This window comes from Paenibacillus sp. FSL K6-0108 (assembly GCF_045040695.1).
Classification (GTDB): domain Bacteria; phylum Bacillota; class Bacilli; order Paenibacillales; family Paenibacillaceae; genus Paenibacillus; species Paenibacillus pabuli_B.
Map to the genome: position 1 here is coordinate 3,472,368 of NZ_CP150288.1, position 26,981 is coordinate 3,499,348.

Below are 26,981 nucleotides of genomic sequence, written 5' to 3' on the forward strand. Positions count from 1 at the left end.
CCATCCATCATGAGAAAGGAGAGGTTGGAATGTGATCAAGACACGAGTGAGTAACAATCGATTGATGAAGCGAATCTGGCAGCATAAACTCTTTTATTTGTTTATGCTGCCCGGAATCGTCTGGTTTTTCCTGTTCTCCTACGTACCGCTATATGGAATTCAGGTTGCTTTTAGGGATTACAATTTCGTTGGTGGATTCACCGGAAGTCCCTGGGCAGGCCTCAAGTACTTTCAACAGTTCTTCAATTACTACCAATCCGGTGACATCATCCGTAACACGATCATCATCAGTCTCATGAAACTGCTAATTGGCTTTCCGATGCCTATTATTCTTGCACTCCTCTTAAATGAAGTCCGAATGATCAAATTCAAAAAGACGGTTCAGACCCTTTCTTACTTGCCTTATTTCGTGTCCTGGATCGTCGTGGTTACGCTGATGCAACGGCTCCTAACGCCGTATGGGGGACCAGTCAATGACTTATTGGGGTCATTTGGAGCGGAGTCGATCCAGTTCCTGAACAATCCAACATGGTTCTATCAGATGATTGTCGGTTCAGATATCTGGAAGAATATCGGTTGGAATTCGATTATCTTTATGGCCGCCATTGCGGGTATTGATCAGCAGCTTTACGAAGCTGCCAAAATGGATGGTGCAGGACGCTTCAGACAGATGTGGCACGTATCACTTCCAGGTATTCGCAATGTAGCGATCATATTATTCATACTCGCTGTGGGTAGTCTGATGAGCGCGGGTTATGAACAACTGCTGCTCCTGAATGGACCCGCAACCGCAAATCTGGGCAGTGTACTGGACGTGCATGCCATTAACTCCGGGATTCGAGAAGGGCGTCTCAGTTACGCTGCAGCTGTCGGACTATTCCAAAGTGTTATCGCACTCATTCTGGTTGTAACCGTCAATCGCATTGCCCGCAAAGTCAGTGATGTATCCCTGTTTTAAGGAGGTGACTTTATGGAACGAAAATGGTCCTTATTTTCGGTGTTTAACTATATCTTTCTTGCTTTGGTTGGATTCTCGATGATTTACCCGTTTATATATATATTGGCTTATTCACTGAACGACGGTAAGGATTCGATGCAAGGTGCAATTTATTTTCTTCCCCGCCAATTCACGTTGGATAACTATGCCCAGGTATTCGATAACGCACGGATCTGGAAGGCATATCAAATTACGATTATGCGCACCGTGCTGGGTACTTTTCTCCACGTTGTATTGTGTACACTCATGGCCTATGCACTTTCCAAAAAAACATTGCCAGGTCGCTCCTTTTTCACTTTTTACATCTTTTTGCCCACGATTTTCAGTGCGGGATTCATCCCGTTTTTCATTACGCTTCAAAAACTGCATCTGATCAATAGTTTCTGGGTGTACGTTCTGCCCTTGTTGTTCAACTTTATGCACATCATCATTATTCGAACGTTTCTGCAAGGCATACCGGAAGAGCTGGAGGAATCCGCCCGTATTGACGGGTATGGTGATTTTCAAATCTTCCTGCGAATTATACTTCCGCTTTCCGGGCCGGTACTTGCAACCATCTCGCTCTTTATTGGGGTAGCCCACTGGAATGACTGGTTCTCAGGCGCTTATTACGTATCCAACAAAGATTTGATCCCGGTGCAGACCCTCCTGCAAGAAATGCTGACGGAAGCAGAGGCATTATCCAATTCGATGCAGCGTGCAGCACAGCAGGGTGGACAGACGGTTGGTGGTGTCGGTGGAGCAGGAGCAACACCTGAATCACTTCGTATGGCTCTGCTTGTCATTACGGTTTTCCCAATCTTATGTATATATCCGTTTCTGCAACGATATTTCGTGAAGGGGGTTATGATTGGTTCCGTTAAAGGGTAGATCATCCTGACCTGAATTTCGCTAGTGCTTTACCGAGATCATTTATTCAAGGAGGCGATTGGTTTGAACAGAATTTGGTCGAAAGGCGTATCGATCTTGCTCGTGTCCATCATGGCTGGAGGTTTGCTGAGCGGTTGCACGAATTCATCAGGGAACGGGGAAGGTGCAGAAGGGGGGGACGGAAATAAACTTAAAATCTTGCACAATTGGAATGGCTCAGGCGGATCGGATAATGGAATAACCCCTGTGGAGGAAGTAATCAAAGAGAAAACGGGCGTCACCTTGGAGTGGGAATATACAAAAGGCAGCGAGACGGAGAAAGTAAACCAGATCTTCGCGACACAGGATTTGCCGGACATTTACACCGGACCTGCATGGGGCGGTGAGCTGGACGGGATCATCAAGGCTGCCAAAGAAGGACAGCTGGTCGATATATCCGATAAATTGGGGGATTATCCGAACCTTGCGAAATCTATTGCAAAAGAGAATGTGCCACCAGCATTATACGAAAAAGCAATAGATGCGTATGACGGCAAGAAATATTTACTCTTACAAAATCAGCCCGCGACGAACGAAGACGGCATGGATTGGCTGTACGGCTTCTATGTTCGTAAAGATATCGCCGAGAAAGTCGGCGTGGATCCTCAGTCTGTTGTGACAAAGGAAGACTTCTATAACTTCCTCCAAAAAATCAAGGATGCCAACCTGAAGGAGAGCGGCCAGCCCGTGTTTCCACTGGGCGGCTTCAGTAACGGATGGTCCGTAGGCATCGGCAACACGATGTTCTATTCAGGCGCAGGCTATGTAGACAAAGGTGACGGAACGGTAGAACATAACTTTTTCACCAAAGGATACGAAGAATACACCTTGTTCTATCGTAAACTGGTTGAGGAAGGACTGATGGACCCTGAAGCCTTTACCCAGACGGATCCCATCGCCAAGGAAAAAATCAATCAAGGACGCATTGCGATCCTTGCCGCACATTATCCGGCCATTCTTGATGCCTCCAAAGAATATGTTACTGCACATCCTGGAAGCGATTACATCCCGGTTGGACCATTGGAGCGGGCAGATGTTGATCCAAATCGGCCTGTTGATCTTGGCATTCAAGGAAATAACGTAACGGCTATCACCAGCAGCTGCAAGGGTGCGTGTGTAGATGCGGCGCTCAAATTTCTCGATTACATGGCTTCTGACGAAGGCTTTATGCTGGCCCGGTACGGAGTTCAAGGTGTACATTGGGACATGAAAGACGGCAAACCTGTACCGAACAAAGAATGGTTCGATAAGTTTACAGCAGATCAATCCGGTAAAGTCCGCAAGAACGAGGGCATTTCCATCGGACTGGAATCGGTCACAGGGCTCGATCGCATCAACTCGGCAGCAGGCGGAGATATCTGGGCAGACCAGGATCGCCTCGATGCCATGGAAAATGCCCGGAAAATCCTGCGTCCAAACGGCATTCACGTAATTACAGCCTATAACCCGGGCGATGTGATTACGAAGTCACCGGAATGGGAGATGTTGAAGCCTTCCATGGACCGGATGGGAGATGCCTGGAAGGAAGCCATTTTTGCAAAATCGGATGAAGCGGCTCTTAGCATTATCAACGACCTCAGGGAACAGCTTCGGAAGACCGGATACGATCAAGCGATGCAGTTCACCAATGAGAACCTGAAAGGAAAAGATATCGTAACTGTTCAAATGCCGAACTAATGCCGAAAGGGCAAGTTATCGATTGACAATGGGAATCAAATAGGCTTTGCAGCGCCTTGGTTAACAGGGCGAGCAAAGCCTTTCCCTTTAAAAAAAGATTCACCGTTTGCGTTGAGAAAATTGAATTGAAGGAGATGTAACAAATGACGACGAGTTTCCGACCACCATCCGTACCTTTGATCACGGTAGACCCTTATTTTAGCGTATGGTCTGCTGCTGACCATCTATATGATGATCATACCAGGCACTGGACGAATAAATCACAGGGCATGGTCGGCATGATTGTTATTGACGGCAAAATCAGAAGGTTTATGGGGAAAGTAGGCGTTCAGGAAACTTCAACTATTGAGGAGCCGGATGTGCTCATTCAGACGAATCTTACCGTTGAGCCTGTAACGACCCGTTACACCTTTGAAGGAGAAGGCATCAAACTTGAGGTTCATTTTACCACGCCGCTATTGCTCGATGATCTGGAGCTGTTATCCAGACCTGTGACGTATGTTACGTTCCATGTTCAAGCGATAGACGGTCAGGCCCATCAAGTGAAAATCTATTTCGATGTGACAGGTGAATGGTGTGTACATACCCCTGAGCAGCAAGTCACCTGGGCGTCCCATGTCATCAATGAACAGTTACACGCCATGTCTATGGGAACGGTGGAACAGCCTATATTAAAACGTGCCGGCGATGATACAAGAATAGACTGGGGTTACATGTATCTGGTAGTCCAGCGATCCCATCAATCTCAATCGGTTATTCATTCGGTATCCAGGCGTGAAGAGTATGCCGGGTCAGGTCTTTTGAAGACAGGAGATGATTCTACCAAGCCGAAGGCCATATCTGGCGATATGCCTGTCATGGCAACTGAAATGGATCTGGGTCTTATCCATGAAGAGTCAGCATCTCGCTACCTGATGCTCGCCTATGATGATATTCATGCGATTGAATATTTTCACAAACCGCTGAATGCGTATTGGAAGAAAGATGGTGTGACATTTCAGGAGATGCTGGTAAAAGCAGCGGATCAATACGAAGAGGTAGTACAACGATGCGACCGCTTTAATCGGGAAATTTTAACGGAGAGTCAGGCTGCAGGCGGGAACCAATATAGAGACATTCTGGCATTGACCTATCGGCAAGCGATTGCTGCACATAAATTGGTTGCTGATGAAGCCGGAGAAGTATTATTTTTCTCCAAGGAAAACTTTAGTAACGGCTGTATTGCTACGGTGGATGTGAGCTACCCGTCGATTCCATTGTTTCTGAGGTATAACACCGAATTGGTCAAAGGCATGATGCGTCCAATTTATAGGTATGCCGAGAGTACGGATTGGACGTTTGATTTTGCTCCACATGACGTAGGGACTTACCCCCAAGCCAATGGCCAGGTTTACGGAGAGAACAAACTCGAATACCAGATGCCTATCGAGGAATGTGGCAATATGCTCCTGATGGCAGCAGCGGTATGCAAATATGAGAAGGATGCGAAATTTGCCCGTGAGCACTGGGGACTTCTCACAACATGGGCTTCATATTTGCTGCAGCATGGACTGGACCCTGAGAATCAATTGTGCACGGACGACTTTGCCGGACATCTTGCGCACAATGCCAATTTATCCATTAAAGCGATATTAGGGATTGCCGCCTATGCGTATATGTGTGATGAGCTTGGTTTGCCGGATGGTGCCGTTTATCGTGAAGCGGCTGAAAAAATGGCAGAGGAGTGGTCTTCCATGGCCACAGCAGGTGATCACTACAAGCTGACGTTTGAAAGCTCGGATGAGTCATGGAGCATGAAATACAATCTGGTGTGGGATCGTCTGCTCGACTTCAACCTTTTTCCAAAAGAAGTGGCTGCCAAAGAATTGGCGTATTATCAGCAAAAACAGAATCGATATGGCATACCGCTGGATAGTCGTGAGACGTACACCAAGTCCGATTGGCTCGTATGGTGTGCCTCCATGAGCGAATCGCAGCCTCAATTCGAACAGATGATTTCACCTCTGTGGGACTTTATGAATGAAACATCGAGCCGTGTACCTGTGACAGACTGGTATGACACCATTACCGGAAAGCAGTTGAATTTTCAAAATCGGTCGGTCGTTGGCGGATTTTTCATTCCTTTGCTGAGAAAGACATCTGCATCCAAATCATGATGAGATCAGGTGATGAATGTGGAAATGAAAATCACGAACATTGATGAATTGCAGCAGCAATTCCAGAATCCTGAGGCAACGTATCGCCCACAGCCCTTCTGGTTTCTGAACCACAGTTTTACCAGGCTTGAGCTCGCAAAGCAAATTCAATCCATGCATGAAGCGGGTGTTGGAGGCGTAGTTTTGCATGCTCGTCATGGAATGCAGGCCGCTTACCTGTCAGAGGAATTCATGGATACGCTGGATCTTTGTACTAAGGAGTGCCAGAAGCGCGATATGGTGGTCTGGCTGTATGATGAGGACAATTGGCCGAGCGGAACACTGGGTGGCAAGCTGACGAGGCAGCATCCCGAATATCGGATGAGTTACTTAAGGATTGAGGAACGAAAATATTTACAGGAAGCACAGCAGGAAAAGTTATCTCTCGATTTTGCCTCCTATGCTAATAATGAACTCATCGCAATTCTCGCCTATCCTGCCATCCAGAAGGATGGGGAATGGCTGATATATGATCAACCTGAAATTATTACAGAGTTATGTGGACAGAAATGGAAGCCTGAAACCGACGAGGATTATATTATACTTGCCTGTTGGTCCTGTGAAATTGCGGAAGGGATCACGTTTGCAAAAGGGTATTATCTGGACACGTTGAACCCTGAAGCCGTGCAGGCTTTCATTCAATCGGCATATGAGCCGTTTCAGCAATTTCAACCGCACTTTGGTGCGACTATTCAAGGTGTATTCACGGATGAACCTGGGCTCATGATCCATGACGGTTTTTTTGGAGTTGAAGCCATCCGAACGTCGGTTCAAGATGTGAATGCATCTCTGCCCGGAATGGTGTTTGCATGGACACACGGGATGGCTGAGCGCTATCAGCAGGAGAACGGATATGATCTGATTCCAAGATTAGGTGCGCTGTTATATGGTATGGCCGATGGCAGCAGATCTGCGAGGCAGGATTATTATGATACGATTACCCGTTGGTATGTCGAAGGGTATCATGCAGCCATTCGCACGTGGTGTGCATCAAACGGCTTGCTGTACATCGGCCATACGCTGGAGGAGCCCGTCTGGGGGCAGGCCCGGTCGCAGGGGAATCAAACCCGCGTATTGCAGCAGTTCGATTATGCAGGTGTAGACTACCTGACACATGGGATCGGCACAAAGGAGAATCCGCATCGTATCGTTTCCGTAAAGACCGCAGCGTCTGTCGCTCAGTTGAACGGGAAAAAGAGAGTCATCTGCGAGTCCTTTGGTGCAAGTGGTCTTGCCTATTCCATGCGACAAAGGCGGCTTGATGCCAATTTCATGGCATTTCTGGGTGTTAATCTGTTTATCCCGCATGCATTCTTTTATTCACTTGCAGGGTATCGGAAAACGGACTTCCCGCCGACCGAATTCATGCATGCTCCGCACTGGCCACACTATCGGGCTTTTTCCGATTATCTTGGTCGGTTGAGTGTATTGGGCGCTTTCACAAAGCGTGCTCCTGAGGTACTTCTGTTGTCACCTATCCACACGGTATATGAGCAGATGTTCTTATCCGGTGAATCGAACCAGCATCCCACTGCGGATCAATTGTTTTCGTTATTATCAGACCGCATGCTGCGCAGCTCCATTGATTACGATTATGTGGATGAGTGTCAGCTCAGAGAGGCTAAGAATACTCATGCTGGAGGATATCAATTTGACGGTGAACTAAACGTATATTCGATTTTGATTTTGCCGGAAATTACGGTCATGTCCAGAGATATCGCCAAACAGCTTGTTGCCTTTGTAAACCGTGGTGGAACGCTTATTGCAGTTGGGGCAATTCCTTGTCATAGCGAGACACAGCGTAATGATCCGGAAGTACTGAAGCATATGAATGTACTATTTGGTTCCAATCCTCAGCATGGGAAATTACAAGCGATCGGCAAAGGGTACAGCCTGTTCTATTCCATGAACAATACAGCTCATGAAGATGAGGGAGAGGAAGAAGAAACGGACGAGGACCAACATTATAATGATACGCTCATGAAGTTTTGTGTTCTTTTAAGAGAGTTAATGATCTCCCAACCGGACATCAGCTGGAAGCAGGTAGAAGGCCATGCGGAGGATCTAATTAGTGTTGAACGCAAAGTTAACGATCATGTGCATATATGGCTGATGAACTGGTCAGAGCAACCCGTGACCATTCAACTCCATCAGAACGTTAAGAAAGAACACATGAAAGAAAAGATGGGACAACAGATGGAAGAATGGAACTTGGAAAACGGGAGTATAAACCCGTTGCGTCATGATGCTGTTCTGACATTTGTACCGGGAGAGCTTCGGGTTTTATTGGTCAGGCTGGATCATGTACCTGATCCGCTTCACACTGATGATAAGAATATCCCCATGCCGCAAGAGCAAGAGCAAATGAATTGTAAAGTTCAAGATGCCAATGATCTGTTGATTTTAGGTGATTATTGGAATTTCCAGACCATCGAACCGAATGTACTCGTGTTGGTTCAATGGCAGGTAACCTTGAATGACCGTCAGTCGAGAATGAATGCAACAATGCCAGGTCAAGTCAATACGTACCGTACAACATTTGTTGTGACAGAGGAATGGATCGAGCTTATGAAATTACAGAAAGATGCAGATCAATCAAACGAATTTGGGAATGAGCAGATCTTCAAGATTGAGCTGATCCTCGACGACGTGGAACAAAACATTCCATCCCATATTGGTTTCCTGCAACGCAGACGTAATGTTGAAATCTTTGTTAATGGATCACGGATGGAAGCACTAGGGCCTTCACCGTGGCAAGATATTCATTACGCTGGCGTGGACATCACCAAACATCTGGTGAAAGGCGAGAATGAGCTTGAAGTTCTTACGGTTTCATTGCTGGAACCTATGCCAGCCATTTCTTTTCCTGCTTATCTGATTGGTTCATTTGCGATAGAAAATCAGAATACATTAACCGTGGAACGGAAACAACTGACCGGGATTTGGAATGTTGATGGTTATCCTTTTTATTCGGGAGCAGGAGTGTACTCGCAGCAAGTGGACTTGTATAATGTTAGCTTGAATCCGGCAAGTGAAATTTGGCTGGAAGCTGAAGATATTAGAGAGACCGCATGTCTGTATGTGAATGGAAAGCAAGTTGGCATCCGGTTGTGGCCACCCTACCATTGGAACGTCACGTCTTATATGGTGCGAGGAAACAACGTAATCGACATTCAGGTGGCCAATACACTAGAGAATGTATACGGAAAGTTATCACTACCATCAGGCGTGAACGGTTCGGTAAAATTGGTGACCAAAATACTAAAATAGTGCATGATTTCGGATTCGACCAGGGATTGTCGGGAACAATATGAACGCAAAAAGTCGCCATCATGGCGGCTTTTTTTGCATTGAACCCACAAGATTGAGGGTCTGCTGTGCTGGAAATAATTATATTTAAATCGAATTATATATCAAATAATTATACCTAACACATTATGAAAGCGATTTAAATTTATATCGACGAAAACCATTTTCATAATTATTATGTAAATGAAAATAGTTTTAGAGAGGTGGATATCACTGTGAAGCAGTATTTTGAGAAGGCTCAGAAGTTTGGTAAATCGTTTATGCTTCCTATTGCTGTTTTGCCAGCGGCGGGTCTATTACTGGGGATTGGAGGGGCCTTATCCAACGCCAATACAATTAACTCGTATCCATTTTTGCAAATCACGTGGTTGCAGCAAGTTTTTACGGTGATGAGCAGTGCAGGGAGTATTGTGTTTGATAATCTGGCATTGATCTTTGCCATTGGTGTAGCCGTCGGACTCGCCAGGGCGGACAAAGGTACAGCAGGTTTGGCAGCAGGTCTTGCCTATCTGGTCATGAATGCATCCATTAATGCGATGCTGGTCAATTCGGGAAAACTTGCCGCAGATCATTTGGCTAGTGCCGGTCAAGGTATGGTACTCGGAATCCAAACACTGCAAACCGGTGTACTTGGAGGGATCGTAGTCGGACTGGTTACCGCATGGCTTCATAATCGGTACAATAAAATAGAGCTTCCTCAATTCCTTGGATTCTTTGGAGGTTCACGTTTCATTCCTATCGTTTCATCTTTTGCAGCCATCTTTGTCGGCATTGCTTTGTTCCTGATCTGGCCAACCATCCAGCTCGGCATTGCACAGCTTGGCAGTTTGGTCGATAGAACAGGGTATATCGGAACACTATTCTACGGATTCGTTTTAAGGATGCTGGGTCCACTGGGGTTGCACCACATCTTTTATCTGCCTTTCTGGCAGACGGGTCTCGGAGGAACAATGGAGGTTGCGGGAAAGGTTTACGAAGGGACACAGAATATTTTCTTTGCTCAACTGGGAGATCCTGCAACCGAGAAGTTCTTCTCGGGTACATCCCGATTTATGTCAGGTCGTTTCATCACGATGATGTTTGGTCTGCTCGGTGCAGCCCTCGCTATTTATCATACGGCCAAGCCTGAACGTAAAAAGGTGGTCGGTGGACTGATGCTATCAGCAGCGCTCACCTCGTTCCTGACAGGAATAACAGAGCCTCTGGAATTCTCATTCCTGTTTGTTGCTCCAATCCTGTATGTCATTCACGCCGTATTTGATGGTTTGGCATTTATGTTATCCCATATTTTCGAGATTACAATCGGTCAGACTTTTTCAGGTGGATTAATCGACTTTATCTTATTCGGGGTACTTCAGGGTAATGCCAAAACGAACTGGATTATCGTGCCCATCATCGGTGTGGTCTGGTTCTTCCTTTATTACTTCACCTTCCGAATCTTGATCGTGAAGCTCAATTTAAAAACTTCAGGACGTGAGGAAGAGGTGACGTCGGAGCCAGACACCCAAACGCAAAGTCAGCCCGCCAATACACCCTCATCAACGAAAGGTGAACAACGCTCCATTGCTATCCTGAATGGATTGGGCGGTGCAGATAATATCAATGAGTTGGATTGTTGCGCAACGCGGCTTCGTGTTTCCGTGAAGGATATCGAAAAGGTTCAAAAGGATGCACTTACAGCTACGGGAGCCAAAGGGGTTGTCCTGGTCGGAAATGGAGTACAGGTCATCTACGGCCCTCAGGTAACGGTGATCAAAAATGAAATCGAAGAAATTATGGAAACGGAGTAATTGCAATGAATTTAGATAAATTGGGTTTACAAAGCGGTCTCGTCGTATCATGTCAGGCTTTGGAACATGAGCCGCTTCATAGTTCGTTTATCATGGGACGCATGGCAATCGCAGCAAAAGAGGGAGGAGCCATCGGTATTCGTGCGAATACGGCGGCAGATGTGAAAGAAATCAAGGAACAGGTTGATCTTCCGGTCATCGGCATTGTAAAAAGAAATTACGGAACCAATCCCGTATTTATTACACCAACGATTTTGGAAGTGGATGAGCTTGCCGAGGTGAATGCAGAGATTGTTGCGGTTGATGCGACTTTGCGTGCACGGCCGGACGGTAAATCACTGGATGAATTCGTACAGGAAATTCGCACCAAACATCCTCAACTTCTATTAATGGGGGATATTTCAACCAAAGAGGAAGCTATTAATGCAGAACGACTTGGTTTTGATCTGATCTCTTCTACATTGGTTGGATATACAGAGGAGACAGCAGGGCTGAAGCTGTACGATAATCAATTTGCAGCCTTGAAAGAAATTCTCGCTAGTGTACAAACCCCTGTCGTGGCTGAAGGGAATATTATGACCCCTGAGATGGCAGCAACGTGTCTGGAGGCCGGAGTCTATTGTGTTGTTGTCGGTGGAGCTATTACCCGCCCACAACAAATTACGGAACGTTTTGTCTCTGAAATTGCAAAATTGAAGGAGTCTTCACCTTCTGCTAAATAAAAGGAGAAAACATGAAACAGCCAACGAATCAAGTTGGCTGTTTTGTTATTCAGCAGAATAAAGAGCTTTTAACGTTTGTTGCCGCGCATGGAGTAAATGTTCATCCTCAAGTAATAGAAGTGAAATCACATCCAGGATGTAAATAATGGCCAACTGGCTGTTGATGAAGTTTACATCTCCGGTTCGCCCAATATCCGGTGTGAAAATGCACAGATCCGAGATTTCAGACAGGGGTGTGTGATCAAAATTAGTAATTCCAACGACTGTGCTTCCTCTTTTTTTGGCTGTATTTAATGCATCACTAACTTCCAATGTTCGTCCTGAATTGGATAAACCTATGACCAGATCTTCTTCGCTCAAAAGAGAAGCACTCATGATCATCATATGTGAATCGGTCACCGCATCAATGACGATACCCATTCGCATGAGTCTGTATTTGAACTCCAGAGCAGATAAACCTGAACTTCCCAAACCATAGACATATATTCTGCGAGCTTTTTTTATGTACTGGACCACTTGCTCGATTCTGTCGGTATCCAGCATTTCTGCGGTTGCGTTGATGATATCATTGTGGATCTGCTGTGTTCTTATGAAGAAATCCGTTTCATTACGGGGTTGATCAACCTCACGGTTAAGCCGAATTTTAAAATCCACAAAGGTAGAACAGCCCACTTTTTTGCAAAATCGAGTAATGGTTGACATGGATGCATTGGTGAAAGCAGCCAAATCTCTAATATTAATGTTATTAATAGATGATTTATTGCGCATTACATAATCAGCGATTTCCTTTTCTTTGGCTGAAAAACGTTGGTATTCAAGCTGAAGCATGTCAATGACACTGGATGACATTACGAATCCCCTTTCCAAAAACATGTTAACTTTTGTATAGTCTATCCTCATTAGTCTACTTCTTAAAAGGCAATTCATCAAACATTTAAAAATAGTCTTCATATTTTAAACCAATGGTTTAAATAACCATATTAAATATTATGTTAACTAGAAATTTTGACTGTATTACAAGTCACCTAAATATAAGAGTTTACATAATTTTTACTCCCCTCTAACCGGATGCTGATCTTCCCTTGTTATGCTTGGCCTGTTTGGATGTACATAAGCCAACCAATCCTACATACAAAGGAGAGAATTATGATTAGTCACCACTACAAAAAGATGTTATCCATCCTGTTATAGATTGCTCTGGTATTCGGATGGCTTGCGGGGCTTGGGGGCGTCAACTCAGCCCATGCCGCATCATCAACCGAGCCAGTTATTCTAATGGAGCGTAACGCCAATTGGCGTTATTTCGATCAGGGTCAGGACCTGCAATCCGAATGGCGTGCTTCATACGATGATTCGTCCTGGAACTCGGCTCCCGCTCCATTTGGTTACAAAGACAACGGTAATGGCATAAGCACTTCCTATTTTGGACCTCTCCAAACGGAAGTCAGCTACGGTTCGGACAAAAAAAATAAACCCCGCACAACCTACTTTCGGACAAACTTAACTGTCAACAAGGCTGAAATTGACGGTTATGGACAAATTCTTGGCACTTTCGGTATTGATGACGGTGCAGTGATCTATGTGAATGGTCAGGAAGTCAGTCGCTTTGGCATGCCGGATGGTGAGATTCAGTACTCTACCAAGGCAACCTCAAGTCAGGACTTGCCGGTGATGTATGAGAATATCGATCTGACTGAGCCGATGAAAGCTAATTTGCATGACGGTGCAAATGAAATTGCGGTCGAAGTACATCAGCAGAGCGACAGCAGCTCTGACCTGTATTTTGACATGGAGCTAATAGCATTGGCTGATGCGCCATCACTGGATATCAGCAAAGTAACAGTTACCTTCTACGGTGATGCAACAAGTAGCAAAGGTTTCACTTGGTACACGCCTCTTGCATCTGCACAGAGCACGGTTCAAGTGGTGTCGAATCAAGTAGGCGTTGCAGATTTCAGTCAGGCTCAAAGTTTCAATGGGCGTGCAACTGTAGCTTCCAACTCTCCAGGAGAAATGGTGCACAAGGCGGAAGCGACGGGTCTTTTGCCAGATACCTCTTATTATTTCCGCGTTGGTGATCAGGACCTGGGCATATGGAGTGAGGTTGGAACGTTCAAAACGGCTCCGATTGACGGAGCGTTTACCTTTATCGACCTGACAGATACACAAGCCAAGGAAGAGGATGAGGCGATCCTGTCCGCTTCTACACTTTCCAAGGCACTGGCTACTGTTCCGAATGCTGAGTTTGTCGTTCATAACGGGGACGTTGTGGAGAATGGTACTTCAGAGCAAGAATGGAACTGGCTGCTTGGTCATTCCAAAGCCAGTCTGATGAATACGACCATTGCACCATCCGCAGGTAATCATGAGAATAAAAAATATGCATTCTACGAGCATTTTAATGTGAAACAGCCAGACGGTGCTGATACAGTAACCGGCGCGTATTACTCTTATAACTACAGCAAAGCCCATTTTATCGTATTGAACTCCAACGAGAATTCAACGGAGTACGCCAACTTCTCGAATGAGCAAGTTGCATGGATGAAGCAGGATGTAGCGGAAGCAAAAGCCGCAGGAGCCAAGTGGATTATCGTTAATATTCACAAAGGTCCGTATACGACATCCAACCACGCCACGGATAGCGACATTATTGGAACAAACGGTGTAAGGAACAAAATCGCTCCGCTTATGAACGAACTGGGGATTGATCTGGTCCTTCAGGGACATGACCATATCTACGCACGGACGAAACCAATCAAGAGCGATGGTACCGCTGAAGATGTGTCCAAAATAACGGAGACCTTCAATGGACAGAGTATCGAATACGCGGTCAAACCGGATGGAACCATTTATATGATTCCTGCTACCGCAGGGGCCAAAGTATACTTCAAAAACCAGAAAACTGAACTTGGTGACGCGTACTTCAGCTTGTTCGAGCTTGCGGAAGAAAACCACGCACGGCAATATGGTGACACTACAAGTTTGGCTAGAGGTCATGTACAGAACTTTGTCTCCTTGACCATTAATGGAGACAAGCTGTCCGCCTTAACGTATGAAATTGACAAAAATAAAAATAATGCTGAACCATTTATCGTGGATACTTTCGGGATCATCAAGGAATTGGATACAGCTCCTGCTCCAGAACATGTAAACAAGGTAACGGTAACGTTCCATGGAGATCCAACGAATAGCAAAGGCTTTACGTGGTACACGTCCGATCAAGTAACGAATAGCGACCTTCAGGTTGTGGAGAAAATATCTGCAACACCTGATTTCTTGCAAGCCATATCGGTTCAAGGACGCTCTGCAAAACCTGCGAATGCTCCTACAGAACTGATGCACAAAGCAGAAGTGACAGATCTGAAAGCCAATACGACTTATTATTTCCGTGTAGGGGATGCTTCCAAGCATGTATGGAGCGAGACGGGAACCTTCCGTACAGCACCGGAAAAAGGCAAATTCACTTTCATTGATCTGGCGGATACACAAGCGAAGGAAGAGGATGAAGCTATTCTGTCCTCTGAAACATTGTCCAAGGCATTGGCTACCGTACCGGATGCACAATTTGTCGTTCATAACGGGGATATCGTGGATACTGGTGTGAAAGAGGAACAGTGGAACTGGCTGCTTGGGCATTCGCAGGAAAGCCTCTTAAACACAACCATCGTTCCGTCCGCAGGGAACCACGAGGACAAGAATTATGCGTTTATCGATCATTTCAACATCCAGACACCAGAGAATTCCGCAACGGAAACGGGAGCTTACTATTCTTATGATTACAGCAATGCGCATTTTGTTGTGTTGAACTCCAATGAGGATTCGGACGAGTATGATAACTTCTCATTAGAACAGGTCGAGTGGATGAAAAAAGATGTCCAGGCTGCCAAGAAAAACGGAGCCCAATGGATTATTGTGAACATTCACAAGGGGCCATACACGACGTCAAACCATGCGACGGATTCCGACATTATGGGACCCAATGGAGTACGCACCAAAATTGCACCGATCATGGCGGAGCTTGGCATTGATTTTGTTCTCCAGGGGCATGACCATATCTACGCCCGCACAAAACCGATTGATCAAAAGGGTGCAGCACGGGAGCCGGAAATCATCACCGAGGTGATGAATGGAGAGAAAATCGAATACTCTGTAAATCCGAATGGCTCGATCTATCTAATTCCGGCAACAGCTGGTCCAAAAGTGTATTACAAAAATCCGAGCACAAGTCTCGGTGATGCTTATTACGGTCTTTTTGAGCTTGCAGATGAGAATCATGCTGCCAAATATGGTCCTGATCCGAATGACAGCCGTCGTCCAATGCGCAGTCAGGTCCAGAATTTTGTGGGCATTACGATTGACGGCAGCAAACTGACAGCTGTAACATATGAAATTGACCAAAATCTGAACGGAGCAGACCCGTTCATTGTTGATCAGTTCGGTATCGTGAAGAAGACAGAACCTTCGAATCCGGGACCAGGAACTTCCAATCCGGGAACATCGAATCCTGGATCGGGTTCAGGCTCAGGTAATGGATCCGGGTTCGGCAGCAGTAATGGCTCCTCAGGAACCGGTGGCAATACAACAACCGGTAACGGTTCCAGCGGCGAAACTAGCAGCGGAACTGATTCCGGCAACAAACCGGATACTGGATCAGGCAATAACGGAAACGGAGGCACTGCGCCAGCGCTGAAAGATACAGCTGGACACTGGGCAAAATCTGCAATTGACAAAGCCTTGGCAGCTGGATTCGTGAATGGCTATGGCGATCAGACCTTCCGTCCGAATCAGAAAGTCACACGTGCGGAGTTCATTACGATGCTGGGCCGTGCCTTGAAGCTGAATACCGCTAGTGAGAGCATTCGCTATACGGATGATAAACAGATTCCTTCATGGGCGAAGCCTTACATTACAGCAGCTGCATCCGCTGGCATTGTCAATGGTTACGAAAATGGCTCTTTCGGCCCTGGCAAGACGCTGAGCCGTGCGGAGATGGTAACTATGATCGCACGCGCTGGCGGAATTAAAACGGATTCCAATTTGAAATTGGATTTCAAAGATGCAAAGGATGTCCCAGCATGGGCAGTATCCTATGTAGCTTCTGCCGTGGAAGCAGGTCTGGTGGGCGGTGTAGGTGGTAATCGATTTGCTCCGATGCAGACAGCTACCCGTGCTGAAGCAGTTACACTTATTGTTGGTCTTCTTGAACAAACGAAATAACGCTAAACCTAATTTCCTCGAAACCAATGCGGAACGTTCCCGCATTGGTTTCTTGTTTATTCAGAGGAACCGGAGATATTGCAAAAAAATTAGTGTCCCTGTACAGTGGATGAATCATTAAGAAATCAAGATTCGAAGAAGGAGGGTATTTATGAGAGCCAATACCTCTGAGCGTATTAAATTCCCGGCAGGGTTTTGGACAGGCTTGCATCAATTAGGGATTGCCGCCCATGATGTAGCTCGCAAGGCACAACTGCCGCTCACGATTATAAATGAACCAACTGTCACGACCGCTCAATATTTTGCGATCTGGCAGGCATATTCCGATCTCGTCGGTGACACTGCCGAAGCAATCATCAAGCTTGCAACCGTCTTTGAAACAGGGAAATACCCGCCAAGTGTCTTAGCGACTTACCACGCACGTGACTACCGTGATGCCCTACATCGAATGGCTCGCAACAAACAGCTTTGTCCACCTGAAAGCTTGCATATTACAGAGGAGGGCGATGACTGTTCCATCGAACTGGAATGGTTGACTAATGAGCAACAAGGTCCGCCATTGCTGGTTGGTGTCACTCTGGCATTTCTTCTCGAACTTGGTCGCCGGGGAACGGGTCAACCTTTGACTGCGCGGCTTGTCGAATTTTCGCACACCATGGGCGATGTTCGCACCCTTGAGACTTATTTTGGCTGCCCAATTCGGATTGGTGCAACATGTAACCGGCTCACCTTACATCGTAAAGATTTGGACCGTTCGTTTCTTTCATATAACGAAGAATTACTGGAGATCCTTACTCCTGTACTGGATCGCTCACTGGTGAAAAAGCAGGGCAGTCGCTCCGTTACAGAGATGGTCAAATGGATTATGAAGCGCAGTCTCACAGGAGGGCGCCCCGACATTCAGATCGTAGCCAAGGAATTAGGTATGAGCGATCGGACCTTGCAGCGCCGGCTTACAGAGGAGAATACAAGCTTCAAGCATCTATTGACGCAAGCCAGACATGAGCAGGCACGAGCCTACTTGGCAGACCCTGCGCTGGATATTAAGGAAGTGGCATTCTTACTTGGATATGAAGACCAAAACTCGTTTTACCGCGCCTTTCGCTCATGGGAAGGGGATACGCCAACGAATTGGCGCATGGCATATTTAGACACGGACTCGCTATCCGAAGGACAGCCAGAATCATCAACTTTTCATTAATTGCGGGCTTTCTATCATTTGGCGTGTTATGCAAGGATTTTGGCGCAACACGCTAGTTACTGGGCCAAGTAGACAAGGTAATATAAATCCTATCCGGCGCACAAGACTGTTTTTACATGATAACATTCAGCTTGCCGCTACAAGAAAATAAAAGGAGTAGTGTGATATGGATATGGGTTTACACGGTAAAACAGCTTTGGTTACAGGATCGACGAAGGGAATCGGGAAAGCCATTGCCATTGAACTTGCCAAAGAAGGGGTTAATGTGCTCATTAATGGACGGAATGATGCAGAGGTTGAAAGCACGGTTAATAAAATGAAGTCCGATTTCCCCGCCACCTCACCTCAAAAAGCTACAGCTGATCTGGTGGATATAGGTCAAAGAGAAGGCTTATTTGAAAAATACCCCCAAATTGATATTCTCGTGAACAACATGGGGATTTATGAAATCATGCAATATGAAGATATCAGCGATGAGGTATGGGAGAAATACTTCCGTACGAATGTGCTCGCTGCAAATGCTTTGTCCAAATTTTATATGCCTAAAATGTTGAAAAATGAGTATGGCCGCATTATTTTTATTGCGAGTGAAGAAGCCGTCATGCCTTCAGGACAAATGCCTCAGTATTGCATGACCAAATCCATGTTATTATCGTTGTCCAAAAGTTTATCGAAATTAACGATAGGAACAGAAGTTACCGTCAATACAATTATGCCAGGACCAACCCTCTCTGAAAATGTGCAACAAATCATTGAGAGCATCTACCCTGATGAATCGATGACTTTTTTAGAAAAAGAGAAGGATTTTATGCAGAAAAACCTGCCTCAATCCGAGCTACAGCGATTTATCAAGCCTGTTGAAATAGGCAGATTGGCCGCATTTGTATGCAGTCCGTATGCATCAGCATTCAAAGGTTCTCCAATCCGAATGGATGGGGGAATGGTGCCAACCATCTTCTAATCTCGCTTTTCACTATACAACTGAACGTAAAGAACCTTGAGTCAAGCCCAAGGTTCTTTTTTCGTTTTTATATATCCATAAGCTTAATGGATTTTAACGGGAACAAAACATAACCATTCAGAAAGTCGCCTGTTGGCGGCTTTTTTTATAGTTATACATGTAAGTTTGTTTGGTTACGAATGATGTTCTCTAACGGTATATATGCAGTTTCTTCCTCCTGCCAAAATATACTCTTCCCGCTCAATATGAACTTGATCTCCAAGAACCGTTTTGAATAAACGTAATTCATTCTTACATAACCCGGTACATACCGCCGCAGCTTCACAGATCGGACAATGCTTTTCTATAAATAAGAGGCTGCCATCGCCTTGATCCTTGACCTCGGCCATATAACCTTCATTCGTTCGGATTTCAGCCAGTTTCTCCAGCCTTTCCTTCACACCTGAAGCGTCACCAATATACTGTAGATACTGCTCTTGCATGTTCTTATTCCGCACACTGAGCAGCTTGTCCAGCCCTTCATTTCCGAAAGCTTCTTTCATGGAATTGATTAGACTGACGGATAATTCCGAATATCCACTAGGGAAAAAACGATCAGCAGCGGGGGTTAATCTCCATAGCTTGGTTGGTCGACCCATGGGACGAGCCTCTTCTTCGAAAGTAACCAATCCTTCTTCATTCAATGCATTTAAGTGCTGCCTGATAGCCATTCCAGATAACGCAAATTGGGAGGAGAGCGCCACTACATCCATTCCACCTTGATGCTTAAGCAGGTTAATGATTGCTTTTCGGGTACTGGTTGAGGCATCCTTTTTCGTTTGATCCCGGCTCATGGTGAACCTCCTTTTTAAGCAGCAGAATCTTCATCATTCCACACATTTTAAACAAAAATATTGACAAAGTCAAAGGCGAACTGTAGCTTATACTTTGTAAAGTGAAATGTTTACTAAGTATCCGGATACGGTGTATACATAAAAATTCTCTTGGAGGTCACCTATCATGTCGTCCCATTCTCAAAGTATTTTTGCTGGAGACTTGAACGGTCTTAACCTGGGGGTAAGCCAAGGAAGGTGTGTTCATGCGATGCTGACTCCGGATACCGAGAAACTTCTCACAGCTTATCGTATTATCGGGACCAAATGGACGATCCATATCCTATGTGCTCTTTCGCAAGGACCAAAAAAATTCAGCGAAATTTACGAAAATGTACCTGCCATCTCAGAAGCGATCCTCTCCAAACGATTAAAAGATCTTCAGAAAGAAGATTTGGTTAAAAGAACTGCTCTAACACATCCTTTACTGATCATGTATGAACTTACACCCAAAGGGGCCGCTCTAGCCGCTTTCATACCCTGTTTAATGGAATGGTTTACTCAAAACATGAATGATTGAAGAGAAATGTACTGCGATTGTGATCATTTTATCTGGAGGTTTGCTGAATGACCCATGTGGTAGTCTTGTCAGATACACATCACATTGTTAAAAGTTTAAGTTTGTTGATTCAAACCGATCCGTCGTTACATGTACTGGACGCTACTCGTGATGTGATCGGTAACATGGATCAACTTCCGGATAATTCAGTGATCATCGTAGATATGAATGTGGACAATATTGAGCTGTTTATAGAACAATTTTCCGGGAAATATCGGGTGATATTGTATAGCGGGTCGCTGGAACTTATGGATATTCCTATCCATCTGCAATCAACAGGTTGTCGTTATTTTAATGCATATACGAGTCCTGAAGAAATCATTAAGATTTTAATGGGCTGTGTATGAAAAGCAAACTGCTATCCCAAAAATACGTTTCAAGGAGGTATAACAATGATTCAGGTTAGTGAAGCAGCAGCAGAAAAAATCGTTGAAATCCTGACAGGTGCGGATACCCAGAATTCTTTCCTACGGGTCGGGGTGGATGAGGGGGGATGCAGTGGCCTGTCCTATACCCTTATCGTCGATGAACAGCAAGCAGAAGGGGATATCTTAGTAGATAAAGATGTATTTCGTATATTGGTTCACACCAATACGGTTCCATATATTGAAGGACTTGAGATTGATTACGAAGAAAGTGGAATGCTAGGGGGATTCACCATGAATAACCCTAATGCAAAAGTTTCATGTGGATGCGGGGCCAGTTTCCGAATGGCGAATTACCGTGGTGAGGTCAAAAAATGTGATTAATTGTCATGCTGACAGAATATTTTCAAACCAAATCACATATTAAACATACAATGAAGGAACGATCGGTTTGCGCATCATGCAATCATGTCTTTTCAACTTAGGGAGAGAATGTCATGAATATTTTTGAAAATCACATACCTTTGGAAAAATTGAAATTAAATGAGCCATTAAAGGACCATACGTATATAAAACTTGGTGGTAAAGCAGACATACTTATTCATCCAACAATGAAAGAAGAAATTATTAACGCGGTTAACATTGCAAAAGCATATCAAATACCTCTGACCGTCATTGGAAAAGGATCAAATGTCATCATTAAAGATCAGGGCGTGCGTGGAGTAACGCTCTCTCTGAGTCAATTCGATCAGATTAAGGTCCATGGTGACAAGATTGTCGCGCAGAGCGGTTCCAATATCATTGATGTGTCACGGACCGCTTTGCATAACAGCTTAACGGGGCTGGAGTTTGCATGTGGAATACCCGGAAGTACAGGTGGCGCCTTATATATGAATGCGGGAGCTTATGGCGGTCAGATGGATGAAGTCGTCGAGCGAGCGTTAGTGCTTACCAAAGATGGAGAGCTGCTGAACATGGTTCGAGAAGACATGCAGCTCGGTTATCGGAACAGTATTTTTCGAACGGATCAATACATCATACTTGAAGTCGAATTTAAGCTCAAACCAGGAAACAAGGATATTATCTCCAGTGTCATGCAGGATTTAACGTTTAAACGGGAATCCAAGCAACCCCTTGAGTATCCCTCTTGTGGAAGTGTCTTTAAACGTCCGGAGGGACATTATGTGGGGAAACTTATTCAAGAATGTAATTTACAAGGCACTCGTATTGGGGGAGCGGAAATTTCCAAGAAGCATGCGGGTTTTATCATTAATGCAGATGACGCCACTGCTGAGGATTATTTGGAATTAATCAAATTAATTAAAAAAAGAGTGCGTGATCAATTTAATATTGAATTGGAGACAGAAGTCATTATTTTGGGAGAGTAGTTTCAAAAAAAATGGCATCGGATGCCATAGGATCGTTTGATGATGAAGAAAAACTAGGAGGTTAATGTTGTGAAATTAATCGGTTTGTCCGGGTCACTGATTGGATCAAAGACACCAGCGGGTGTGGACGCTGTGCTCCAATTCGTAAAAAATAATCATCCCGAAATTGAAGTGGAACTCATAGATTTAAGAGATTATAAAGGGATCGAATTTTGCGATGGTCGCAAGTTGGAGGATTACAATGAAGACACCCAGATGGTGGTCCAAAAATTGATTGAGGCTGACTTTTACGTGATTGGCACACCAATATATCAATCCTCTCTGACAGGCGTACTGAAGAATGTATTCGACCTTCTGCCCGTGCAGAGCATTTACAATAAAGTGATGGGTTTTATAGCAACCGGAGGCACCTATCAGCATTATTTGGTAGTGGAAAATCAATTAAAACCGATTGCCGGCTTTTTCCGCTCCTATGTTGCCCCAAGCTATGTATATCTGAATAGTGATCATTTTGATGCTGAGAACAACATTAAAGATACGGAAGCTCTGAGTAGGCTGGAAAAATTGGCTGAGGAACTGGTCTTCATGCAGACTCAATTAAAACCTTCATCCCGCTGAACAAGGAGTAAGGAGTCGCCAATTTGGCGGCTTTTTTGTTTTGAAATCAAATTGAATCGTTTAACAAGAGTGTAACTATTAAGCAATTCAATGCGTTATATTCATAAAGATTATAGGTACGATAGCTCTCTAGAAATACACATCTATTAAGGTAACTAATGTAGAAACCATTACAATGGAGGGTATTATGCTCAAAACGAAAAAGAATCAACAGTTTACGAATTTGAAAGGTCAACTATTCCGATGTATCGTCGCAAGCATTACAGCTGTGGGGCTTCTTTCTCTGGAGGGGAACGCCTTAATTCTGTCTCAGGCTCATGCAGACGCAACTGATGTTTCGGTACGCAACTGGTACTCCTATCTAGGGATATCGGTACCCGAACTTAAGCCTTCCTGGACTGCACAAGTGGACAATTATTTGAATATTAACGAACCTTATATTGGTCATCAGGCAGTAGCAGAAGAAGGTAAGGTATTCACTTTCGCCGATAGCAAACTGATTTCATTGGATGCAAAGACAGGCAAACGGCTATGGTCTTACGGAAAAGGATTAACACCCTATGTTGTTTATCATAATAACGTCATTTACGGTCTTACTGGGGATCATAAGCCTTATGCTTTGAACGCGAAGACTGGAAAAGTGATATGGCAATCAGGCTCATCCACCTGGATCGATACACAGAATCGTACAGAAATGTTAGTTCCGACTGGTGATACGCTTTATATTATCCAAGGCAGTACAACATTTGCATTTGATATGAAGAAGGGCAAGCTAAAGTGGAGGGCTGACGAGCCGTTTGGCGAAGGAAACGGTACCGATTACCTGGAGGAATCTAATGGCGTTGTGCTTCGAACCTTTTATGTACAGGGGGCACTTACGTCCATCCAACTAAATGCATATGACAAGAAGACAGGCAAAAAGTTATGGGACCATTTCGGTCAAGGAGAAGCACTTCAAATTAAAGACGGTCTCGTGTATTCGGTTGATTATCATTCTTCCAAACTGACAGAATATCAATCAAAACCGGAACGTAAAATGAGTGTAAATGCCTATAACCTCAAAACTGGCGTACAAAAGGGGAGTCTTGAATACAACTGGAAAATGAAAGGTGATCCACCATATGACTATGGGTACGGGAGTGTATTTGCAAGTAATGGAAAGTTATACATTGAACAAGGAGATCGGGTAGCGGAATACAACTTCGACAATTATACAGCTAATGCGGGTCCGCTTCGGACTTATCCGCGCCCTTTTTATAAAGAAAACGGGCTGTCACTTGGTATCGTGCAGGAAACGCTGATATACAAAAATGAAACAACGGGTGAACTAGCGGGCATCAAGCTGGTGAATGGACAGGAAATCAAGTGGTATGGCAACGCACCTGTTGCTCAGATTAGCGTGTACGGTAAAGGAATGTACCGGACGCAGCGTAACGGAACAATGTTAGGGATTAATATGTTGACTACTACACCGGTCTTTCGGGTAACCACCGGGGCAGATTTACACGAAGCGACGCTGAAGACAGAAGGTATGATCATAATACAGGCGGAGGGTAAACTCCTCGGTGTAAAGCTGCCAGCATCGCTGAGATAAGCAAAGACTAAGTTGTGTTTCCATAAAAGAAAGAACAAAGGTAGCGGGTCTGCGATCGGCTGCCTTTGTTTTTTTTAACTTCAAAAGATAGCAGAATTCATATCAAAGAGGTTAGTAGTCAAAAATTATTTTTTTCTCATGCGTGGCTTTTTCGCATCCTCCGGTGTCTAATTATATGTAAATCAAGAGGAGGTTCCCCACCATGTCAGGAGCTCATGACACGAAACCTGTTTATCCGGATGAACAGGACAGCATCGCCATCTTTGAGAACACGTATGCGCAATATCGTCAGAGAATCAGCAAATACTTCTCACTGAAATTGAACCCTTTGGTTGCAGATGATTTAACCCAACAGGTATTTTTGAAAGCAGTCGAAAATATTCACAGCTTTAAAGGGAGCTCTAATTTATTCACCTGGATCTTTAAGATTGCTCAGAACACGGTGAAGAACGAATATCGCAGGTTATCGCGACAAAAAGAATCTCCTTATGATTTTACAGATTATGAATCGCAATCGATCTCTCTTGAATTTACGAAACATGTTGATATTCGAATTGATATTGGCTCTGCGTTACAAAAGCTGGATGAGGTTGATCAGGAAATTATTGCATTACGCTTTTTCGTTGACTGCACCTTGCCTGAAATATCCAAGATCGTTGGACGACGGGAAAGCGCAGTAAAGAACAGACTGTACCGGGCGTTGGAGAAATTAAGAAAAGAACTGAAAGAGTGGGGGGATATTGCCATCATGTCTATTCAAGACCTGATTTCCATTGTAAATAAAGGTGAAAACCATGATACGAATGATCGTACGACGAAAGTGCATCAAGATTTGTTCGATGAACTCAATAATAGTGTTGAACGAGTGTCGACCAAATATAAACATCATCCATCACAAAAGGTAGTTATTGAAATTTATCCGGATCTGCCAACGTTCCATCAAGCTGTCGGCGAAACAGATGCTCCCAATTGGTTTATGGGCACATATGAAGGGCGTACTCTGAAGATTGTCTCTCCATTGAATCCGGGACCGGAGCATACGTATCAATCCATTCTGAAAGGCACAGTCCACTTGTTCGCCATGTGGCTAATCAGCGACATTAATCCTGCAGCCCCCAAATGGATCAGACAGGGCATTGGTGGATATGAAGCTAAACAGATGTCCCAAGATTTCATTAAAGGATCAACGGAAGATAATATTCGTAACCAGTCGATTCCATCTTTTGATGAATTAAATAACGATACGTGGGATTTTGAAACGATGAAAGGTTTTCAGTTCTCTTATATGATGGTGGAATTTGTGGTTGAGCGATACGGGATAGAGGCATTAAACAAACTGATTCGCAATCCTCTAGATTTCGAAGGGATCTTTCAATGCAGTGAGACTGAACTGTATGAGCAATGGGTGAAGTATATAGAAATATAATAGAAATACGACCTTATACTTTTGTTTATAGGCTCGGTGATGAACCGGGCTTTTTTGTATTAGCAAAGGTTTGGAGCATTGATGTAAGTGAATTCGTTATATTTGACTTAGAGGGCACTCTAAGCTGTAAACTTGAAGAAGACACATCTGGAAGGAGATTATTTTGATGAACCAGGATAATAAGCCAAAAACCTCACAACATAAAATCGGTTCCGGATTCAACCATCGCACGACAGCTGAGGAAGTGTTGAATAACACGGATTTATCCGGGAAACTTGCTATCGTTACAGGTGGATATTCCGGATTGGGACTGGAGACTACACGTGCATTCGTTCGTGCTGGAGCCAAGGTTGTTGTGACCGCACGTCGGCCAGCCATCGCCAAAGAAGCTCTTGCAGGGTTAGCTGGTGTAGAGATTGATGAACTGGACCTCGCAGATCTCACTAGTGTCCGTGCTTTTGCCGATCGTTTTCTGGCAAGCCACCGGAGTATCGACATGTTGATCCTGAATGCGGGGATTATGGCTTGTCCAGAGACTCGCGTAGGTCCGGGCTGGGAAGCACAATTTGCTACGAACCATCTTGGACATTTCACACTAACTAACTTATTATGGCCTTCACTTGTCAGCCATGGAGGAGCACGGGTTGTATCCGTTGCGTCAACAGGGCACCATTTCTCGCCAATTCGCTGGGACGATATGCAGTTTGAGAACGGCTATGAAAAGTTTCCTGCATATGGACAGTCCAAAACAGCAACCATTTTATTTAGCGTTGAACTGGATAGACGTGGTGCAGATCAGGGAGTGCGTGCATTCTCTGTACATCCGGGTGGAATTCTGACGCCGCTGCAACGACATATGCCGAAAGAGGAAATGATCGCATTGGGCTGGATTGATGAGTCTGGTCAAGTTGCCAATCCAAACTTTAAAACGCCAGAGCAAGGGGCAGCAACGCAAGTATGGGCAGCAACATCTCCGCAACTCGAGGGAAAAGGTGGCGTGTATTGCGAGGATTGTGACATCAGTGAGCCAGCTCCTGCGGACGGAGCCTTCTTTGGAGTCAAGGACTATGCCATCGACCCAGAGCAAGCCCGTCGTCTATGGGAAGTTTCCGCCCAGTTGACTCAAACGGATTTACCAATCTCTTAAGATCTGTTTTCTGTTCACGAGGAAAGTCGCCTGA

The 26,981-nt window shown here is 44.8% G+C and carries 20 protein-coding genes; 18 read left to right on the top strand and 2 right to left on the bottom strand.

The genetic code is table 11. The features are described 5' to 3' along the window. Positions 1-31 precede the first annotated feature (31 nt). The 7 genes from MHB49_RS15855 (at position 32) to MHB49_RS15885 (ending at position 11,599) form a co-directional block, all read left to right on the top strand. Positions 32-958, top strand: coding sequence for a sugar ABC transporter permease (locus MHB49_RS15855; protein WP_113054820.1), 927 nt, complete (start codon positions 32-34; stop codon positions 956-958). 12 nt (positions 959-970) lie between these two features. After that, positions 971-1,867 carry a carbohydrate ABC transporter permease gene (locus MHB49_RS15860; protein ID WP_247902784.1) on the top strand — a complete coding sequence of 299 codons (897 nt, stop codon included), beginning with the start codon at positions 971-973 and terminating at the stop codon, positions 1,865-1,867. A 63-nt stretch (positions 1,868-1,930) separates the two neighbouring features. Beyond that, complete coding sequence (locus MHB49_RS15865; protein ID WP_405156810.1) at positions 1,931-3,583, top strand: extracellular solute-binding protein; 1,653 nt, start codon at positions 1,931-1,933, stop codon at positions 3,581-3,583. 143 nt (positions 3,584-3,726) lie between these two features. Continuing rightward, positions 3,727-5,739: a glutaminase domain-containing protein gene (locus MHB49_RS15870; RefSeq protein WP_405156811.1), complete on the top strand. Its 2,013-nt coding sequence runs from the start codon at positions 3,727-3,729 to the stop codon at positions 5,737-5,739. 24 nt (positions 5,740-5,763) lie between these two features. Beyond that, on the top strand, positions 5,764-9,048 hold the full coding sequence (locus MHB49_RS15875) for a glycosyl hydrolase (RefSeq protein WP_405156812.1): 3,285 nt from the start codon (positions 5,764-5,766) through the stop codon (positions 9,046-9,048). 299 nt (positions 9,049-9,347) lie between these two features. Then, a complete protein-coding gene (locus tag MHB49_RS15880; protein ID WP_405157151.1) occupies positions 9,348-10,877 on the top strand; it encodes a maltose/glucose-specific PTS transporter subunit IIC in 1,530 nt (509 codons plus the stop codon). A 5-nt stretch (positions 10,878-10,882) separates the two neighbouring features. Further along, positions 10,883-11,599 carry an N-acetylmannosamine-6-phosphate 2-epimerase gene (locus MHB49_RS15885; RefSeq protein WP_405156813.1) on the top strand — a complete coding sequence of 239 codons (717 nt, stop codon included), beginning with the start codon at positions 10,883-10,885 and terminating at the stop codon, positions 11,597-11,599. 45 nt (positions 11,600-11,644) lie between these two features. Here the strand turns inward: MHB49_RS15885 and MHB49_RS15890 are convergent, their stop codons facing one another. Further along, positions 11,645-12,550, bottom strand: coding sequence for a MurR/RpiR family transcriptional regulator (locus MHB49_RS15890; protein WP_405156814.1), 906 nt, complete (start codon positions 12,548-12,550; stop codon positions 11,645-11,647). Between the two features lie 324 nt (positions 12,551-12,874). Here MHB49_RS15890 and MHB49_RS15895 point away from each other — a divergent pair, with 324 nt between their 5' ends. From MHB49_RS15895 to MHB49_RS15905, 3 genes are all read left to right on the top strand, one after another. Then, positions 12,875-16,816 (top strand): S-layer homology domain-containing protein, encoded by a 3,942-nt coding sequence (locus tag MHB49_RS15895; protein ID WP_405156815.1) that lies wholly within the window; start codon positions 12,875-12,877, stop codon positions 16,814-16,816. 151 nt (positions 16,817-16,967) lie between these two features. Continuing rightward, positions 16,968-18,017 (top strand): helix-turn-helix domain-containing protein, encoded by a 1,050-nt coding sequence (locus MHB49_RS15900; protein ID WP_405156816.1) that lies wholly within the window; start codon positions 16,968-16,970, stop codon positions 18,015-18,017. Positions 18,018-18,183: 166 nt separating this feature from the next. Then, the gene (locus MHB49_RS15905) at positions 18,184-18,978 is read left to right on the top strand and encodes an SDR family NAD(P)-dependent oxidoreductase (RefSeq protein WP_405156817.1); all 795 of its coding nucleotides are present in this window, start codon (positions 18,184-18,186) and stop codon (positions 18,976-18,978) included. A gap of 173 nt (positions 18,979-19,151) precedes the next feature. On the opposite strand, the gene MHB49_RS15910 is transcribed toward MHB49_RS15905, so the two are convergent. Beyond that, a complete protein-coding gene (locus tag MHB49_RS15910; RefSeq protein ID WP_405156818.1) occupies positions 19,152-19,811 on the bottom strand; it encodes a helix-turn-helix transcriptional regulator in 660 nt (219 codons plus the stop codon). Between the two features lie 250 nt (positions 19,812-20,061). Here MHB49_RS15910 and MHB49_RS15915 point away from each other — a divergent pair, with 250 nt between their 5' ends. From MHB49_RS15915 to MHB49_RS15950, 8 genes are all read left to right on the top strand, one after another. Next, positions 20,062-20,370, top strand: a complete 309-nt coding sequence (locus MHB49_RS15915) for a winged helix-turn-helix transcriptional regulator (RefSeq protein WP_405156819.1) — start codon at positions 20,062-20,064, stop codon at positions 20,368-20,370. A 47-nt stretch (positions 20,371-20,417) separates the two neighbouring features. Continuing rightward, complete coding sequence (locus MHB49_RS15920; RefSeq protein WP_405156820.1) at positions 20,418-20,756, top strand: hypothetical protein; 339 nt, start codon at positions 20,418-20,420, stop codon at positions 20,754-20,756. A gap of 45 nt (positions 20,757-20,801) precedes the next feature. Further along, positions 20,802-21,158, top strand: a complete 357-nt coding sequence (locus tag MHB49_RS15925) for a HesB/IscA family protein (protein ID WP_405156821.1) — start codon at positions 20,802-20,804, stop codon at positions 21,156-21,158. A gap of 113 nt (positions 21,159-21,271) precedes the next feature. Beyond that, positions 21,272-22,162 carry a UDP-N-acetylmuramate dehydrogenase gene (gene murB, locus MHB49_RS15930; protein WP_405156822.1) on the top strand — a complete coding sequence of 297 codons (891 nt, stop codon included), beginning with the start codon at positions 21,272-21,274 and terminating at the stop codon, positions 22,160-22,162. A gap of 69 nt (positions 22,163-22,231) precedes the next feature. Beyond that, positions 22,232-22,780: an NADPH-dependent FMN reductase gene (locus MHB49_RS15935; RefSeq protein WP_405156823.1), complete on the top strand. Its 549-nt coding sequence runs from the start codon at positions 22,232-22,234 to the stop codon at positions 22,778-22,780. Positions 22,781-22,967: 187 nt separating this feature from the next. Beyond that, a complete protein-coding gene (locus tag MHB49_RS15940; protein ID WP_405156824.1) occupies positions 22,968-24,374 on the top strand; it encodes a PQQ-binding-like beta-propeller repeat protein in 1,407 nt (468 codons plus the stop codon). A 202-nt stretch (positions 24,375-24,576) separates the two neighbouring features. Then, positions 24,577-25,800, top strand: coding sequence for an RNA polymerase sigma factor (locus MHB49_RS15945; RefSeq protein ID WP_405156825.1), 1,224 nt, complete (start codon positions 24,577-24,579; stop codon positions 25,798-25,800). Between the two features lie 166 nt (positions 25,801-25,966). Further along, positions 25,967-26,947, top strand: coding sequence for an SDR family NAD(P)-dependent oxidoreductase (locus MHB49_RS15950; RefSeq protein ID WP_405156826.1), 981 nt, complete (start codon positions 25,967-25,969; stop codon positions 26,945-26,947). Positions 26,948-26,981: the final 34 nt, after the last annotated feature.

Bases quoted from the DNA above. Each gene is read 5' to 3' on its own strand.
- MHB49_RS15870 (WP_405156811.1), top strand. From the start codon at position 3,727: ATGACGACGAGTTTCCGACCACCATCCGTACCTTTGATCACGGTAGAC.
- MHB49_RS15945 (WP_405156825.1), top strand. From the start codon at position 24,577: ATGTCAGGAGCTCATGACACGAAACCTGTTTATCCGGATGAACAGGAC.
- MHB49_RS15880 (WP_405157151.1), top strand. From the start codon at position 9,348: ATGCTTCCTATTGCTGTTTTGCCAGCGGCGGGTCTATTACTGGGGATT.
- MHB49_RS15905 (WP_405156817.1), top strand. From the start codon at position 18,184: ATGGATATGGGTTTACACGGTAAAACAGCTTTGGTTACAGGATCGACG.
- MHB49_RS15885 (WP_405156813.1), top strand. From the start codon at position 10,883: ATGAATTTAGATAAATTGGGTTTACAAAGCGGTCTCGTCGTATCATGT.
- MHB49_RS15925 (WP_405156821.1), top strand. From the start codon at position 20,802: ATGATTCAGGTTAGTGAAGCAGCAGCAGAAAAAATCGTTGAAATCCTG.
- MHB49_RS15940 (WP_405156824.1), top strand. From the start codon at position 22,968: ATGCTCAAAACGAAAAAGAATCAACAGTTTACGAATTTGAAAGGTCAA.
- MHB49_RS15875 (WP_405156812.1), top strand. From the start codon at position 5,764: ATGAAAATCACGAACATTGATGAATTGCAGCAGCAATTCCAGAATCCT.
- MHB49_RS15920 (WP_405156820.1), top strand. From the start codon at position 20,418: ATGACCCATGTGGTAGTCTTGTCAGATACACATCACATTGTTAAAAGT.
- MHB49_RS15895 (WP_405156815.1), top strand. From the start codon at position 12,875: ATGGAGCGTAACGCCAATTGGCGTTATTTCGATCAGGGTCAGGACCTG.
- murB (WP_405156822.1), top strand. From the start codon at position 21,272: ATGAATATTTTTGAAAATCACATACCTTTGGAAAAATTGAAATTAAAT.
- MHB49_RS15890 (WP_405156814.1), bottom strand. From the start codon at position 12,550: ATGAAGACTATTTTTAAATGTTTGATGAATTGCCTTTTAAGAAGTAGA.
- MHB49_RS15950 (WP_405156826.1), top strand. From the start codon at position 25,967: ATGAACCAGGATAATAAGCCAAAAACCTCACAACATAAAATCGGTTCC.
- MHB49_RS15910 (WP_405156818.1), bottom strand. From the start codon at position 19,811: ATGAGCCGGGATCAAACGAAAAAGGATGCCTCAACCAGTACCCGAAAA.
- MHB49_RS15860 (WP_247902784.1), top strand. From the start codon at position 971: ATGGAACGAAAATGGTCCTTATTTTCGGTGTTTAACTATATCTTTCTT.
- MHB49_RS15900 (WP_405156816.1), top strand. From the start codon at position 16,968: ATGAGAGCCAATACCTCTGAGCGTATTAAATTCCCGGCAGGGTTTTGG.
- MHB49_RS15915 (WP_405156819.1), top strand. From the start codon at position 20,062: ATGCTGACTCCGGATACCGAGAAACTTCTCACAGCTTATCGTATTATC.